Here is a 16,058-nt window from a genome sequence, read left to right as displayed (position 1 = left end):
TGCCTTGTATCGTAATACTGGTATCCAGACTATCGACCAGCGCAAAAATAACTTTAGTCATTTTTTGCATTTTTATTGATCAGTTTAAACACGCTACCAGTGGGTATTAAAAATTAACAGTGATTTCCGCAATGTCAGTCACTATGCCTTCTATTATACGTTGTGACTTATCATTTTTCACTCTTACTTGATCGCCAGCTGAACCATCCTGCAATGCTGTGCCTTGCGTTGTGATCGTCATGCCAGAATTCACCGCTTTGATAATGACCTTTTCATTTCGGCATACCACACAAACATCATTTCTCTCTACGACATCGCCTAAGCGAACATTACGCTTTAGCTTTGCCCCAACCACTTGATCGTAGCTAGAAAATCCATCTTTACGAAAGCGCTGTAGCTCGATCATGGAAGTGGTAACATCCGATGCGCTGACGATTTCTCCTCTCCCTAGTGTTCGTGTCGCGACGATCATTGGTACTGATACCGAGATCCTCACAGGAACATAGACTTTCCAGTCATCCGGTTGGCATTCCACTAACACATTGATGTTACTTCTCGTGCTGCTGGTGGAAGAGGCAGATGTATCTAACGGAACAGGGCAATCCGTTGCTTTTATTCTCGAGTCGATCTCTGCCGCATTAACAGATAGCTCGCCACCATCAGGCTGATCAACCGTAGCAAGAATATGTTGTTCTGCTGCTGTTTTTATTTGCTCGATCTGATTATCTGAAGCTGAATGAACAAAAAAGCTAAACATACTGAGCAAAATGCCGATAGACTTAGCGTACTTTGTAATTAGCGCTCTACATATTGTCATAGTCAATGGTGTCGAAGTGAAAGTGAAATACGCCATACTGTCTCCCTGGTATCGTGCTTGCCAGTGGTAGAGTATCATTTAAAAACAAAAAGTTTGAGATGGAGATGAGCATATGACGGGGATTCTTGACTCGGTGAATCAGCGTACGCAACTCGTCGGTCAGAACCGATTGGAATTATTGACCTTTCGACTGATGGGCCGACAGCGCTACGGCATTAACGTATTCAAAGTGAAAGAAGTACTACAGTGCCCTAAGCTGACTTCAATGCCAAATCTACACCCTCTGGTTAAAGGTATCGCTCATATCCGCGGCCATACCGTGTCCGTTATTGATTTGAGCCTGGCAATTGGTGGCCGCCCAACCACTGATTTAGATAAATGTTTTGTTGTTATTGCAGAATTTAACCGTACGATCCAAGCATTTTTGGTATCATCGGTTGAGCGTATTATCAATATGCATTGGGAAGCGATTTTGCCACCGCCAGACGGCGCAGGTAAAGCGCACTACTTGACTGCCGTGACAAACATTGACAATGAGCTGGTTGAAATCCTTGACGTTGAAAAAATCCTGGCAGAAATTGCGCCAGTTGATGAAACGATGGATTCCGCTATTGGCGAAGAAATCGCACAAGCAGAGCAAGAAAAGCCTATTGTACGCCGCATACTGATTGCTGATGACTCGACGGTCGCGCGTAAACAGGTAGAGCGTGCGATTACATCCATCGGTTTTGAGGTCGTATCTGTCAAAGACGGCAAAGAAGCGTACAATAAGTTGATTGAAATGGCTCAAGAAGGCAATATCTACGATCAAATTTCGTTGGTTATTTCCGATATTGAAATGCCAGAAATGGACGGCTATACCTTAACGGCTGAAATTCGCAGACATGCCGATTTGAAAGACCTTTATGTTATCCTCCATTCTTCATTAAGTGGTGTATTCAACCAAGCTATGGTTGAGCGTGTAGGTGCCAACACCTTCATTGCGAAATTTAACCCAGATGAGTTGGGTAACGCGGTTAAATCTGCATTAACACAATAAAAGAGACATTAATGACTGCTATTACAATCAGTGATCAAGAGTATCGTGACTTTAGCCGTTTTCTAGAATCGCAATGTGGCATCGTGTTAGGTGATAGCAAGCAATACCTCGTGCGTAGCCGACTGAGTCCTTTAGTGACGAAGTTTAAGCTCGCATCGTTATCAGATTTGCTACGTGATGTTGTTACAGGGCGTAATCGAGAATTACGAGTCGCCGCTGTGGATGCGATGACGACTAACGAAACCTTGTGGTTTCGAGATACTTATCCGTTCACGGTTTTAGCTGACAAATTATTGCCAGAAGTAGCGGCAAGTAAGCGCCCAATTAAGATCTGGTCTGCTGCCAGTTCATCGGGCCAAGAACCGTATTCTATTGCAATGACGATCCTGGAAACGCAACAGCGCAAGCCGGGCTTGTTACCAAACGTGTCCATTACAGCCACAGATATTTCGGCAAGTATGCTCGAGATGTGTCGTGCAGGGGTGTACGACAACTTGGCTTTGGGTCGCGGGCTTTCACCAGAACGTCGTCGCACCTTCTTTGAAAATGCGGACGGTGGTCGCATGAAAGTCAAAGATAACGTCAAGCGTTTGGTGAACTTTCGTCCACAAAACTTGATGGACAGTTACGCACTGATGGGTAAGTTCGACATCATTTTCTGTCGTAACGTATTGATTTACTTTTCTCCAGAAATGAAATCTAAAGTGCTTAACCAAATGGCGAGCAGTTTAAACCCTGGTGGCTACTTGCTGTTAGGGGCATCAGAGTCGCTAACTGGTCTGACTGATAAATTTGAAATGGTGCGCTGTAATCCTGGCATCATTTACAAGCTTAAATAGCGGTATCTCTTCATTGATAGAAAAGCCTGACTTCGTGTCAGGCTTTTTTGTTTGTTACCTTTCTGCGCCGAGCGTTTCATGTATCACTCAATTAGTTGAAGCGCGTTTTTGCCTTGTGCCCTCAACACGGTGTATCTTTATTAAGTGAACAAAGTAATACGACATGACATTCCAGTTACTTTGGCTCACTTATTGCTATTTCAATTCACGGTAACCACTAGGTTGGTGTAATGCTTTAGGTTTTGGCATGCTAATTGCTTTTTGGTTATCAATCACGGTCAGTTCTTAATTGTAGAGGCAAACATGGCTATATCTTTTGACAACGCACTAGGCATCCACCAGCACACGGTGGGCGTACGTGAGCGCAATGCAGAGGTGATTTCCACCAACATCGCACAAGCAAACACGCCTGGTTACAAAGCAAGAGGTTTAGACTTTGCGAAGGAATTGCAAGCGGCAACATCTGGGGCAAGCATTGGTCTTAGTCGCACAGATGGTCGGCATATTCCTGCCACTACAACGTTGGTTGGGGACAAGTTATATCGTCTTCCTACGCAACCAGATACGGGAGATGGCAACACGGTAGACTTGGATTTAGAGCGTAACTTGTTTATGCAAAACCAAATCAGACACCAAGCATCACTCGACTTTCTAGGCAGCAAATTCAAGAACTTAACCAAAGCAATCAAAGGGGAATAATTTAGATGAGCTTATTTAACGTTTTCAATGTGACAGGTTCCGCAATGAGCGCTGAATCCGTTCGTCTGAATACTACCTCAAGCAACTTGGCGAACGCCGACAGTGTCAGCAGCTCTGCGAAAGACACTTACAAAGCGCGTCATGCAGTGTTTGGTGCAGAGTTAAGTAACGCCATGCGTGGCGGTGATACGGTGCCAGTGAAAGTGATGGGTATTGTAGAAAGTGATAAACCGCTGAGTGCGGAGTACAACCCAGACCATCCCCTTGCAAACGAAGAAGGCTACATTTACAAGCCTAACGTCAATGTAATGGAAGAAATGGCAAACATGATTTCAGCTTCTCGTGCATACCAAACTAATGTACAGGTCGCTGATTCTAGTAAACAAATGCTGCTGCGTACGCTGCAGATGGGTCAATAAGGATAAGGGGGTAGCGTATGGCCGGAATTAACAACGTTGGTCAAAGCGGCTTGTCCTATATCGACCAGCTTAAAAGTCTACAAGAGAGTAACAAGAAAGCGGAAGAGAGCACGGGTAAGCAGGACCTAAAACAGGAAGACTTCTTATCATTGCTCACGAAGCAACTGTCTCAGCAAGACCCTTTTAAGCCGGTAAGTAATGACCAGATGATTGCGCAAATGGCTTCATTTGCGACCGTTGATGGCATTGGCAAGATGAACACTCAGTTTGAGAGTTTGAATTCGTCAATGACATCAAATCAAGCGTTACAAGCTTCCTCTTTGGTAGGGCGTGACGTATTGGTCCCAGGAGCAGCAGGTGTGAAGCAGGACGACGCACCAATGGCGGCAATGGTTAAGCTTTCACAATCTATCGATAATCTGTTTGTTCGTGTAGAGGATGAAGCTGGCCAACTGGTTCGTACCTTTGAGGTAGGGGCGAAACCAGCCGGCGACACGCGTGTGCTTTGGGACGGTAAAGATGAAAGCGGAAATCCACTGCCAGCTGGCAAATACAAAGTGAAAGCGTCTGGCTTAGTTGAAGGGGAGTCGCAAGAGTTCCCAGTATCGACATACGCCAACGTAAACAGCGTATTGCTTGGCAAAGGTGACGGAAACGTATTACTCAATCTGGCTGGTTTTGAATCGCCAGTTCGACTTGCAGAAGTATTGGAAGTCGGCAAAGCGTAGTCATAGCTCGCTAGATTAGGAGATTTTGGAATGTCATATGTATCTTTAAGCGGTTTGTCCGCCGCCCAACTGGATTTGAACACCACCAGTAACAACATTGCGAACGCCAACACTTACGGCTTTAAAGAGTCCCGTGCTGAGTTTGCTGATGTCTACTCTAACTCTTTATTTACTAACGCAAAAACCACACCGGGTGGTGGTGCGCAAGCAAGCCAAGTGGCACAGCAGTTCCATGAAGGCTCTAGCATTTACACCAACAACCCAATGGATTTGCGTGTTTCGGGGACAGGTTTTTTCGCTGTAGCGAAAGAGCGTCTAACTCCACAACAGAATGAACTGACACGTAATGGTGCATTTCACTTAAATAAAGAAAACTACATGGTGACCGCGAACGATGAGTTCTTATTAGGTTACCAAGTGGACCCAAGCTCTGGTGAGGTTTCTTCATACGAGCCACAACCCATCAATATTCCTGCTGAATTTGGTAAGCCAAAACAAACAGCAAACATTGAAGTGGGTGTGAACTTGCCAGCGAACGGCGATTTGAAAGATCCAACGCAGTTTGATTTTTCAGACCCAGATACATACAACCGTTCAACCTCTTCGACAATTTATGACTCGATGGGTCAGTCTTACAAGCTAACGACGTATTACTTGAAAGATCAGACTCAGCCAAATACATGGAACACTTACTACACCGTGACAGATAAAGAAGGTGAAAAGCCTTTAAATGTTGCGGCTGGTGATGCGCAAACGCCAACAGGTCATGTGGGGCATACCATGAAGTTCAACAACGATGGTACGTTGGCGAGCTTGAACAATGGTCAGCCAATCACTTCTGTGGCTCTGGGCGATCCGGCGACGAACACGACACCAGTCGATATGAATGGTGCCGATCCTGCGCAGACGCTTAACTTCGGCTTAGGCTCAGCAACACAGTTTGCGGCTCCGTTCGAACTGACTAAGTTTGACGAAGACGGTGCAACGACGGGCTTCCTAACCAAAGTTGACTTCGATGAAAACGGCAGCGTATTGGGAACTTACTCAAACGGTGAAAACGTTACATTGGGTCGTGTTGCTCTCGTACGTGTTCCAAACGAGCAAGGTCTGGATAAGAAAGGCGGCACTCAATGGGATTCAACGCAGTTCTCTGGTGACAAGATCTGGGGTGAATCAAATAAAGGCTCTTTCGGCACCATCAATAACGGTATGCTGGAACAGTCAAACATTGATATGACGCAGGAGTTGGTGGACCTGATCTCTGCTCAGCGTAACTTCCAAGCAAACTCACGTTCGCTAGAAGTACACAACCAACTACAACAGAATATCTTACAGATCCGCTAGAGCACTAGCTGGGTCATTCGATACTCTGCTTGAGTAAGCAATGGCGTGTGATTGCTTCTTAGTAATTGCCGCTTTGTTCATTTTCATCATGACATTCATCTGATGCTTAGCCTGAATACACCTCACTCAGGCTAAGCATGCTTTGAACTACGATTTGCCGCTGTTGCCGCCGTATGGATCAAAACCTTGCCTCTCGTTACAGTTTTCTGCCTCTATTGACCTCTTTTCATTGTTGATTTTTAATTCAAAGTATTGATTAATAAGTCTATTTTTGTTTTGGCATAACTATTGCTTTTTACTCCGTGTACAGAGAGATTTTTTGGAGTAATTTATGGATCGCGCACTGTTTCTCGCAATGAGTGGCGCCAAGCAAAATATGCAGGCACTACAATTGCGCGCTAATAACTTGGCTAACGTAAGCACGACCGGATTTCGGGCTGATTTAGCACAGGCTCGCTCAATGCAGGCTTATGGTGAAGGCCATCCTTCACGTGTATTCAGCATGACAGAGCGTCCAGGGCATAACTTTGCTCAAGGTAGCGTGATTACAACAGGGCGTGATCTGGATGTGACGATTGAAGGCAGCGGTTGGATATCGGTACTCGATCATACAGGGAAAGAAGGGTTGACCCGTAACGGCAACCTAAAAGTCGATCAAAATGGCATGCTTACCAACGCAAGTGGTCATTTGGTGCTGGGTGAAAACGACGCGCCGATTACTTTGCCTATCCCTCTCTCCAAAATTGAAATCGGTCGGGATGGCACCATCTCTGTACTTCCTCAAGGTGCCCCGGCAGAAGAATTCCAAGCGGTTGATCGCATTAAGCTCGTTAAGCCTAATGATCAAAGCTTGTTTAAAGACACCAATGGCTTATTTCGCCATAAAACTCCAAACCAACCTTACGAAGCAGACGCGACTGTTAGTCTCCAGACGGGAGCGATAGAAGGCAGTAACGTGAATGCCGTAGGTGAAATGACCGCATTGATTGACTTACAACGTCAGTTTGAAATGCAAGTCAAGATGATGAGCACAGCTGAAGAAATGGATAAATCTTCAGATTCACTGCTTCGTATGAGTTAACAGAGTTAGAGGTTCACTATGCATCCAGCACTATGGGTAAGTAAAACAGGTCTAGACGCCCAACAAACCAACATTGCCACGATTTCGAACAACTTGGCGAACGCCTCTACTGTCGGCTACAAAAAGAGCCGTGCAGTATTCGAAGATCTGTTCTATCAGAACATCAACCAGCCTGGCGGCCAGTCATCTCAGAACACGGAACTGCCAAGTGGCTTGATGCTAGGTGCGGGTTCTAAAGTGGTTGCGACGCAAAAAGTGCACACGCACGGCAATGCGCAGACAACGACCAACGCACTGGACATGATGGTGGAAGGCGACGGCTTTTTTCAAGTGACATTGCCGGACGGCAACATCGGTTATACCCGTAACGGTCAGTTCACGCTAAATGGTGAAGGCACGTTAGTCACGTCGGGTTCTGGCTACCCTGTAGAGCCTGAAATTGTGATTCCAGAAGATGCGATTTCTATTACTGTCGGTACGGATGGTGAAGTGTCGGTTCGCGTCCGAGGTCAGCAAGACAACCAAGTCGTTGGTCAGCTAACCATTACAGACTTTGTTAACCCGGGTGGCCTAGAGCCAATTGGTCAGAACCTTTACTTACCAACGGGTGCCAGTGGCGATCCACAAGAGGGTGTTCCTGGTTTGGACGGTTTGGGCGAAATTCGTCAATCCATGTTGGAAGCGTCCAACGTGAATGTAACGGAAGAGTTGGTCAACATGATCGAAGCCCAGCGCGTTTACGAAATGAACTCAAAAGTGATCTCGTCAGTCGATAAAATGATGAGCTTCGTTAACCAGCAATTGTAACGATTAAGAGCAAGATTTGAGGAGCTCACGATGAAACGTATTTGCCTACTCGCTTTGATTGCTACGATGTCGGGCTGTGCCATGTTGGAACCGATTGAAACGGATGAAGTGACACAAGCAACCACTGTGGTCGACGCAGTAGAAGGCGATAAATCGAAAGAAGAGAGCAGCGGTATTGTAGATACTTTACGTGGTAGAAGCGATCCGGTTGCTGGCGACCCTGCTTGGGCTCCAATTCATCCGAAAAACAAACCTGAGCATTATGCTGCTGCAACAGGTTCGTTGTTTAGCGCCGAGCACATTACCGATCTCTACGACGATTCTAAACCACGTGGTATTGGCGACATTATTACCGTAACACTGGATGAGACAACCAGTGCGACGAAAAGCGCAAATGCCGATTTATCGAAAACCAATGAAGCGCAAATGGACCCGCTTCAAGTTGGCGGAGAAGAGCTGCAAATTGGCGGAAAATATAATTTCTCTTATGACTTAAACAACTCCAACTCATTTGCAGGTGACTCTTCTGCAAAGCAGAGCAACAGCATCAGTGGTTACATCACTGTTGAGGTGATTGAAGTACTGGCAAACGGCAACCTCGTGATCCGCGGTGAGAAGTGGATGACGCTAAATACAGGTGATGAGTACATACGTTTAAGTGGCACTATTCGTCCGGATGATATTAATTTCGACAACACCATTGCATCAAATCGTGTTTCTAACGCAAGAATTCAGTACTCTGGCACTGGTTTGCAACAAGATATGCAAGAGCCAGGCTTCTTGGCACGATTCTTTAGTGTAGCGCTATAACACGCCGTGCTGACGGCAATTTGACTGCAAGAGATAAGTAAGCATGAAAAAACTCCTTTTAGTACTGATGAGCGTTGCTCTGTTTTCTACCGTAGCCCAAGCCGCACGTATCAAAGACGTCGCGCAAGTGGCAGGTGTACGAAGCAACCAACTCGTGGGTTATGGTTTGGTTTCAGGCTTACCTGGTACGGGTGAAGCGAACCCGTTTACAGAGCAAAGTTTCGCCGCCATGCTGCAAAACTTCGGCATTCAGATGCCGCCGGGTACAAAGCCAAAAATTAAAAACGTTGCCGCAGTCATGGTTACGGCAGAATTGCCGCCTTTCTCTAAACCGGGTCAGCAAGTGGACGTGACTGTCTCTTCCATCGGAAGTGCTAAAAGTTTGCGTGGTGGCACCTTGCTGCAAACGTTCCTCAAAGGTCTCGACGGTCAAGTTTACGCGGTTGCTCAAGGTAACTTAGTAGTGAGCGGCTTCAGTGCTGAAGGCGCTGACGGTTCTAAAATCGTAGGTAACAATCCAACCGTTGGTCTTATCTCTAGTGGTGCGACAGTAGAGCGAGAAATTCCAAACCCATTTGGTCGTGGTGATTACATCACGTTCAACTTGCTTGAGTCAGACTTCACAACGGCTCAACGTATGGCGGATGCTGTAAACAACTTCCTTGGCCCACAAATGGCGAGCGCTGTTGACGCGACATCAGTGCGCGTGCGTGCTCCTCGTGACGTCAGCCAGCGTGTTGCGTTCTTATCGGCAATCGAAAACCTAGAGTTCGACCCAGCAGATGGTGCAGCCAAAATCATCGTTAACTCACGAACGGGCACCATCGTAGTTGGTAAGCATGTGCGTCTTAAACCTGCAGCAGTAACGCATGGCGGCATGACGGTTGCGATCAAAGAAAACCTGAATGTTAGCCAACCTAACGGCTTTTCTGGTGGGCAAACCGTTGTCGTACCAGACTCGGATATCGAAGTCAGCGAAGAACAAGGCAAAATGTTTAAGTTCGAACCAGGCTTAACGTTGGATGATTTGGTCCGTGCCGTGAACCAAGTCGGAGCTGCGCCTTCGGACTTGATGGCAATTCTACAAGCATTGAAACAAGCTGGTGCCATTGAAGGCCAGTTGATCATCATTTAATGGTTAGGAGGTAGGTATAATGAACAATCCTAACGACATTGGTTTTATCCATGACATCAGTTCTCTGGATACTCTGCGTCAAAAAGCAGTGAAAGAGGGAAAAGATGGCGAGCAAGAAGCATTGCATGCGGCTGCTCGTCAGTTCGAATCGATCTTCACCTCGATGATGTTGAAATCCATGCGTGAAGCCAATGAGGGCTTTGAGTCCAACATGATGAACAGCCAAAACGAGAAGTTCTACCGACAAATGTTGGATGAACAGATGGCGAGTGAATTGAGTTCGTCTGGTTCAATGGGACTGGCCGATATGATTGTTAAGCAATTAACGGCTGGGCAAGGGAACGACAAAAAAGAAACGGCTATGCGTGATGCGGCAAACAATGCTGCGGAATATCGTCGTGTTGACCCGAAAAAAGCGCGCGAGATTGAACAGCGCTTGATTGAGTCTGGTCAGCTATCTCGACCAAGCAATGAACCCACTCGATTCGATTCACCAGAATCCTTTGTTAACTCGATGAAGCCATACGCGGAGAAAGCTGCGAAAGCCCTAGGTGTCGAGCCATCTTTGCTACTTGCGCAAGCCGCTTTGGAAACGGGGTGGGGACAAAAGGTCGTGAAGAACGCGCGTGGCAGCAGCAACAACTTATTTAACATCAAAGCAGATCGAAGCTGGCAGGGTGACAAAGTGACGACTCAAACTCTAGAGTTCCACGATAACACGCCAGTGAAAGAGACGGCAGCGTTTCGCTCCTACTCAAGTTACGAAGACAGCTTTAATGACTTTGTACGATTTTTGAATGACAACCCACGTTACGAGACAGCATTGCAGCAACGCGGGAACTCAGAGTCGTTTATTCGCGGTATCCACAGTGCGGGTTACGCGACCGATCCGAACTACGCAGATAAAGTCCTGCAGGTGAAGGATAAAATCGAAAGTATGTAATGTCTCTGCGCCAATTTATGACGTTCTCGAAGGCTTGCCATAGTGCAAGCCTTCACTTTATCTGAATATCTACGCCTTTCTATCACTTGGCACATCTTTTGCTTTTAATGTGTCTAGGTGATCGGTTTTGCCGATTTATATTTCGTTTTTGGGGGCATGTATGGCGTCAGATCTTCTGAATGTAGGTACTCAAAGTGTGCTTACTGCTCAGAGACAATTAAACACCACTGGTCATAATATTTCTAATGTTAATACAGAGGGTTATAGCCGTCAGTCTGTTATCCAAGGCACGAATGATCCGCGCATGTTCGGTGGTTCTACCTACGGCATGGGTGTGCATGTGGAAAATGTTCGCCGCTCGTGGGATCAGTTTGCCGTGAATGAACTGAACCTGTCGTCGACCAACAATGCCAACAAAACGGATACCCAAGATAATCTTGATATGCTTTCTAGCATGTTGAGCTCTGTGGCATCGAAGAAAATTCCCGAGAACCTGAATGAGTGGTTCGATGCGGTAAAAACCATGGCAGATACCCCGAACGATTTAGGGGCACGAAAAGTGGTATTGGAAAAGGCAAAAATCTTCTCTGATACATTAAATGATTTCCACGAAACCGTGCGACTGCAATCTGATGTCACCAATAAAAAATTGGATATGGGCATTGAGCGCGTTAATCAACTTGCGTTGGAAATTCGCGATATTCATCGACTGATGATGCGTACTCCCGGTCCACATAATGACCTGATGGATCAGCATGAAAAGCTGGTTACTGAGCTGTCAGAATACACCAAAGTTACCGTAACCCCACGCAAAAATGCGGAAGGGTTTAATGTTCATATCGGCAATGGACACACTCTTGTTTCTGGCACGGAAGCAAGCCAGCTCAAAATGATCGATGGCTATCCGGATGTTCATCAAAGACGATTAGCAATGGTGGAAGGGAATGGCATTAAAGCGATCAAGTCTGATGATATGGATGGCAAAATCGGCGCTTTACTTGAAATGCGCGACAAACACATCCCACAACTGCAAGATGAAATGGGCCGTTTAGCGACGGGTTTCTCCTACAAAATTAATCAGCTGCAATCTCAAGGTCTGGATCTCAACGGCAAGATAGGTAAAGACGTATTTACCGACGTGAACTCTGAGCTGGTGGCAAAATCTCGAGTTTTTGCTGCACCTGACTCACAAGCTGATGTTGCGGTTTACATCGAGGATATTTCCGCGATCAAAGGTGGTGAATATTCGCTGCGTTATGATGGCGACCAATACAGCGTGACAACACCGAAAGGTGAGCAAATGTCGTTGAACATCGACCGTTCGGATTCGTCGTTTGTTCTGGATGGTATGAAAGTGCAAATTGGTGAAGGCCTTGCCGCCGGTGAGCGCGTATTGCTACGCCCAACGAGAAGTGGTGCAGCCATCATAAAGATGGAAACCAATGACGCAAAAGCTATTGCCGCACAAAGTTATGAAGCCTCAACCACTTTTGCCCAAGGTAACGCCAAGTTTAAAATTCGTGAGGCGGGGGATGTTAAAGAGTTTGAGGTTACCGTACAACCAGCCGACGAGAAGCATGATAAGCCGTGGTTAAAGATCACGGATAACAAGGGTAATTTACTATCGGACAAATACTCATACCCGTTAGATAAAGATAACCCGAAGATTGAAATATCAGTGCCGAAAAGTCATCCGCTGCATAAAAACGGCGATGCAACCGTGTTTGAGTTGAGCGAAGGCGCACTGATGAATGATAAATTCACCGCAAACTTGGTGCCTTCTGAAGGTGGTAACGGCAACTTGAGAAAAATGCAGAAGATCCAAACAGACAAGATGATGGATGGAAAATCCAGTACCTTGATCGATGTTTATCATAACCTCAATACCGAAGTTGGACTGAAGTCTTCTACAGCAAACCGTTTAGCCTCCGTCGCTCGTTTAGAGCATGAAGCGGCGCAAGAGCGCGTTGCTTCTATTTCTGGTGTTAACCTCGATGAAGAAGCGGCCAACATGATGAAGTTTCAACAAGCGTACATGGCTTCATCACGTGTGATGCAAGCGGCGAATGATACCTTCAATACCATTTTACAACTGAGGTAAGGAGAAGAGATAAGTGCTAACCCGAATTTCTAGTTTCCATAACTATCAGTCCGTACAAAATGATCTGCGTCGTCAAGAGAATAAGGTTCACCACAACCAAGAGCAACTTGCTTCAGGGAAAAAGTTACTGAAACCTAGTGACGACCCCCTCGCTGCGCATTACATCCAAAACATTAGTCAGCAACAAGAGCAGCTACAACAATATCTTAGCTCTATAGTGTTGGTGCGTAATCGTCTAGAAAACCACGAAGTTAATATCGCCAATGCGGAGAATTTTGCCGACGAGTCGAAGCGCTTAACGATGGAGATGATTAACGGTGCCTTTTCTGCTGAAGACCGACAAGCAAAGAAGCGTGAGTTAGAAGAGATTGCGAACAATTTCCTTAACTTAGTGAACTCGCAAGATGAATCTGGTAACTACGTGTTTGCGGGTACTAAGCCAAAAAGCCAACCATTCTATCGCGATAAAGACGGTAGTGTTCAATACGCTGGGGACGATTATCAGCGCAAAATGAAAGTCTCCAGCATGCTTGAGATGCCAATGAACGATCCTGGCAGCAAGCTGTTTATGGAGATACCAAACCCATTTGGCGATTATCAGCCGAATTACGATCTACAAAACGGCTCTGAGCTGTTGCTAAACAAAGCTACTAACGTTGACGCTAAGGATGATGCGGCGTATCGCGTGACATTTGTCGATATGAATAACGGCAAATTTGGTTACCAATTAGAGCGTAACGGCAAAGTAGTGGATGCCGATGAGTTTTCTCCAGAGAAAGGGATTGAATACAAAGGCCTGAAAGTGCACGTAAAAGGCCAAATTACGCCTGGTGACAGCATTGAGATCGAAAAGCGGGCAGAGTTCAGCATTTTCGATACCTTCAAGGATGCAATGGCATGGTCAGACAAATCGGTTTCGGATACGTCGGCGACTGCTAAATTGCACCAAATGACAGAAGAATTCCACGCTGCTTTTATCCATTTGAATAAAGCGCGTACAGATGCCGGTGCTCGATTGAGTACGCTGGATATCCAAGAGCAAAATCATGAAGACTTTAATTTGTCTCTGGCAAAAGCGAAGAGCAACTTTGAGGACTTGGATTACTCCAAAGCCGTGATCGAGTTCAGTGAAAACTCGCGAGCGTTACAGGCATCGCAACAAGCATTCGGTAAGACCAAAGATCTAACGTTGTTTAACTACATCTAGTATGACACTCATACACATTGTCTGATTTTGATGCCTTATGTGCAAAGCCTTAAGCGCGATAAGTCGACGTAACCTGAGACTCTGAGATGTCATGCGGCACGATTTTACCCAAAGCGGCAATGATGCGGGAGGCAAGTCGGGCGGCAACAGGGCAGCGTTCAATACCCTTGGGCTAAGATGAGGCTGACAAACCGGAAATAGCTTAATGATAAAGCTAACTTATTGTTTATTTGATTCTTTTAAAAGTAGTTAAATAATTTACGCAAGTTGGCACACAAATTGTATTGAAAATATCAGAACAGATTTAGAGATTCTAAACCCTGCGTTTAAGGCAGATTTAGCAAGTAACTTTTACGGTCAGTGCTTATCCAAATGAGAGTAAAGCTGGCCGCTTCGCAAAAGCTTGCGAACTCAACAGGAGAGCAAAATGGCTGTAACAGTTAGTACTAACGTCTCCGCGATGACCGCGCAGCGTTACCTAAACAAAGCGACTGATGAATTAAACACGTCGATGGAGCGCTTATCTTCAGGACATAAGATTAACAGTGCAAAAGATGATGCGGCAGGTCTACAGATCTCTAACCGCTTAACTGCACAGTCTCGTGGCCTAGATGTCGCAATGCGTAACGCGAACGATGGTATCTCGATTGCACAAACCGCTGAAGGTGCGATGAATGAGGCAACCTCTGTCATGCAACGAATGCGTGACCTTGCGATTCAATCATCGAACGGTACTAACTCTCCGGCTGAGCGTCAGGCGATCAACGAAGAGTCAATGGCATTGATTGACGAGCTAAACCGTATTGCAGAAACCACTTCATTTGGTGGTCGTCGTCTATTGAACGGCTCATTCGGTGAAGCGGCATTCCAGATTGGTGCGAGCTCAGGTGAAGCCATGATCATGGGACTCACCAGCATTCGTGCGGACGATACTCGCATGGGTGGTGTGACCTTCTTATCTGAGAACGGTAAAGATAAAAACTGGAGTGTTGACCCAGCTAAATCTGACTTGAAGATCACGCTACCAGGTATGGGTGAAGACGAAGACGGCAATGTTGATGATCTAGAAATCAATATTAATGCTAAAGCGGGCGACGACATCGAAGAGCTTGCCACTTACATTAATGGTCAGTCTGATATGATTAATGCGTCTGTAAGTGAAGATGGCAAGCTGCAAGTTTTTGTCGCGCACCCAAACGTTCAGGGCGAGATTTCCATTTCTGGTGGATTAGCATCTGAGCTTGGCCTGAGTGATGAACCTATCAGAACGTCAGTACAAGATATTGATATGACCACGGTACAAGGTTCTCAAAACGCGATTTCTGTGCTGGATTCGGCACTGAAATACGTAGACTCGCAACGTGCAGACTTAGGTGCGAAGCAAAACCGTTTGAGTCACAGCATCAACAACTTGGCGAATATCCAAGAAAACGTTGACGCATCGAACAGCCGAATTAAAGATACAGATTTTGCGAAAGAAACCACGCAAATGACCAAAGCACAAATTTTGCAACAAGCAGGTACATCGATTCTTGCTCAAGCGAAACAGTTGCCAAACTCTGCAATGTCACTATTGCAGTAGTTTACTTAGCCTGTACTCAATACATTCAGACGTGGATGGGAATGCAGGCTTTTGGCAAGCAACTTTACAATAGAATGAGCGGCTCTCTCATCTCTCACCTGCCAATCATTTTCAATGTAAAGTTTCACTCGGTATGCCGGAAATGTGTTCATTTCTCTTGATCTCCACATAGGCTCTGGCGACCAACCTAGCCCCAGTTCTCTCAAAGGAAAAGGGGCTTTTTCTTTTCTAATTTTCACGTCTATCGTCTGCGAACTAACCTTTAATTGTTTCCTTTTGCTGGTTTTCTATACAATTTGGCCCTCTCGGCTCGATTTGTGGAAACTTGAGTACTCTTTCTTACTTTTCTTCAATTTTATTAGCTAAATCTCGCAATGTTATTTTTTTAAACTTTTTTCTAAAGCTTCTGAATTTGGTGTCGTTAATAGAGGTAACTTTGAGAGAACTACTTGGTTTTCCGAGACGTCGGAAACCGCTACACCGGAAAATCAATTGGAGAAATCACCA

Annotated in this window: 15 protein-coding genes; 14 read left to right on the top strand and 1 reads right to left on the bottom strand. The window is 45.8% G+C overall.

From position 1 onward, the window contains the following. Positions 1-106 precede the first annotated feature (106 nt). Positions 107-853, bottom strand: coding sequence for a flagellar basal body P-ring formation chaperone FlgA (gene flgA, locus R7Z77_RS17745; protein WP_005382020.1), 747 nt, complete (start codon positions 851-853; stop codon positions 107-109). 76 nt (positions 854-929) lie between these two features. Here flgA and R7Z77_RS17740 point away from each other — a divergent pair, with 76 nt between their 5' ends. The 14 genes from R7Z77_RS17740 (at position 930) to R7Z77_RS17675 (ending at position 15,551) form a co-directional block, all read left to right on the top strand. After that, positions 930-1,856, top strand: a complete 927-nt coding sequence (locus R7Z77_RS17740) for a chemotaxis protein CheV (protein ID WP_005382022.1) — start codon at positions 930-932, stop codon at positions 1,854-1,856. Positions 1,857-1,867: 11 nt separating this feature from the next. Then, positions 1,868-2,695, top strand: a complete 828-nt coding sequence (locus R7Z77_RS17735) for a CheR family methyltransferase (protein ID WP_005382024.1) — start codon at positions 1,868-1,870, stop codon at positions 2,693-2,695. Between the two features lie 303 nt (positions 2,696-2,998). Further along, positions 2,999-3,394, top strand: a complete 396-nt coding sequence (gene flgB / locus R7Z77_RS17730; RefSeq protein ID WP_005382026.1) for a flagellar basal body rod protein FlgB — start codon at positions 2,999-3,001, stop codon at positions 3,392-3,394. Positions 3,395-3,399: 5 nt separating this feature from the next. Next, positions 3,400-3,813 carry a flagellar basal body rod protein FlgC gene (gene flgC, locus R7Z77_RS17725; protein WP_005393132.1) on the top strand — a complete coding sequence of 138 codons (414 nt, stop codon included), beginning with the start codon at positions 3,400-3,402 and terminating at the stop codon, positions 3,811-3,813. 17 nt (positions 3,814-3,830) lie between these two features. Further along, a complete protein-coding gene (gene flgD / locus R7Z77_RS17720) occupies positions 3,831-4,541 on the top strand; it encodes a flagellar hook assembly protein FlgD (RefSeq protein WP_005382029.1) in 711 nt (236 codons plus the stop codon). A 30-nt stretch (positions 4,542-4,571) separates the two neighbouring features. Then, positions 4,572-5,885, top strand: coding sequence for a flagellar hook protein FlgE (gene flgE, locus R7Z77_RS17715; RefSeq protein WP_005382030.1), 1,314 nt, complete (start codon positions 4,572-4,574; stop codon positions 5,883-5,885). Between the two features lie 331 nt (positions 5,886-6,216). Then, positions 6,217-6,966 carry a flagellar basal-body rod protein FlgF gene (gene flgF, locus R7Z77_RS17710; protein ID WP_005382031.1) on the top strand — a complete coding sequence of 250 codons (750 nt, stop codon included), beginning with the start codon at positions 6,217-6,219 and terminating at the stop codon, positions 6,964-6,966. A gap of 18 nt (positions 6,967-6,984) precedes the next feature. After that, a complete protein-coding gene (gene flgG / locus R7Z77_RS17705; RefSeq protein ID WP_005382032.1) occupies positions 6,985-7,773 on the top strand; it encodes a flagellar basal-body rod protein FlgG in 789 nt (262 codons plus the stop codon). 30 nt (positions 7,774-7,803) lie between these two features. Continuing rightward, positions 7,804-8,583, top strand: a complete 780-nt coding sequence (gene flgH, locus R7Z77_RS17700; RefSeq protein WP_213967739.1) for a flagellar basal body L-ring protein FlgH — start codon at positions 7,804-7,806, stop codon at positions 8,581-8,583. A 43-nt stretch (positions 8,584-8,626) separates the two neighbouring features. Beyond that, a complete protein-coding gene (locus tag R7Z77_RS17695) occupies positions 8,627-9,718 on the top strand; it encodes a flagellar basal body P-ring protein FlgI (protein ID WP_005393118.1) in 1,092 nt (363 codons plus the stop codon). A 16-nt stretch (positions 9,719-9,734) separates the two neighbouring features. Continuing rightward, positions 9,735-10,661 (top strand): flagellar assembly peptidoglycan hydrolase FlgJ, encoded by a 927-nt coding sequence (gene flgJ, locus R7Z77_RS17690; RefSeq protein ID WP_031779079.1) that lies wholly within the window; start codon positions 9,735-9,737, stop codon positions 10,659-10,661. A gap of 160 nt (positions 10,662-10,821) precedes the next feature. Further along, complete coding sequence (gene flgK, locus R7Z77_RS17685) at positions 10,822-12,762, top strand: flagellar hook-associated protein FlgK (protein WP_033906929.1); 1,941 nt, start codon at positions 10,822-10,824, stop codon at positions 12,760-12,762. 13 nt (positions 12,763-12,775) lie between these two features. After that, entirely contained in the window at positions 12,776-13,969 is a 1,194-nt protein-coding gene (gene flgL / locus R7Z77_RS17680) for a flagellar hook-associated protein FlgL (RefSeq protein ID WP_005382037.1), read from the top strand. 427 nt (positions 13,970-14,396) lie between these two features. Continuing rightward, positions 14,397-15,551 carry a flagellin gene (locus R7Z77_RS17675; RefSeq protein ID WP_005382038.1) on the top strand — a complete coding sequence of 385 codons (1,155 nt, stop codon included), beginning with the start codon at positions 14,397-14,399 and terminating at the stop codon, positions 15,549-15,551. The last annotated feature ends 507 nt before the right edge of the window (positions 15,552-16,058 follow it).

The sequence above is a fragment of the Vibrio sp. 1401 genome (assembly GCF_033340295.1).
The sequence above is the reverse complement of the archived record's forward strand: the minus strand, read 5'-3'. Positions and strand labels throughout refer to the sequence as shown.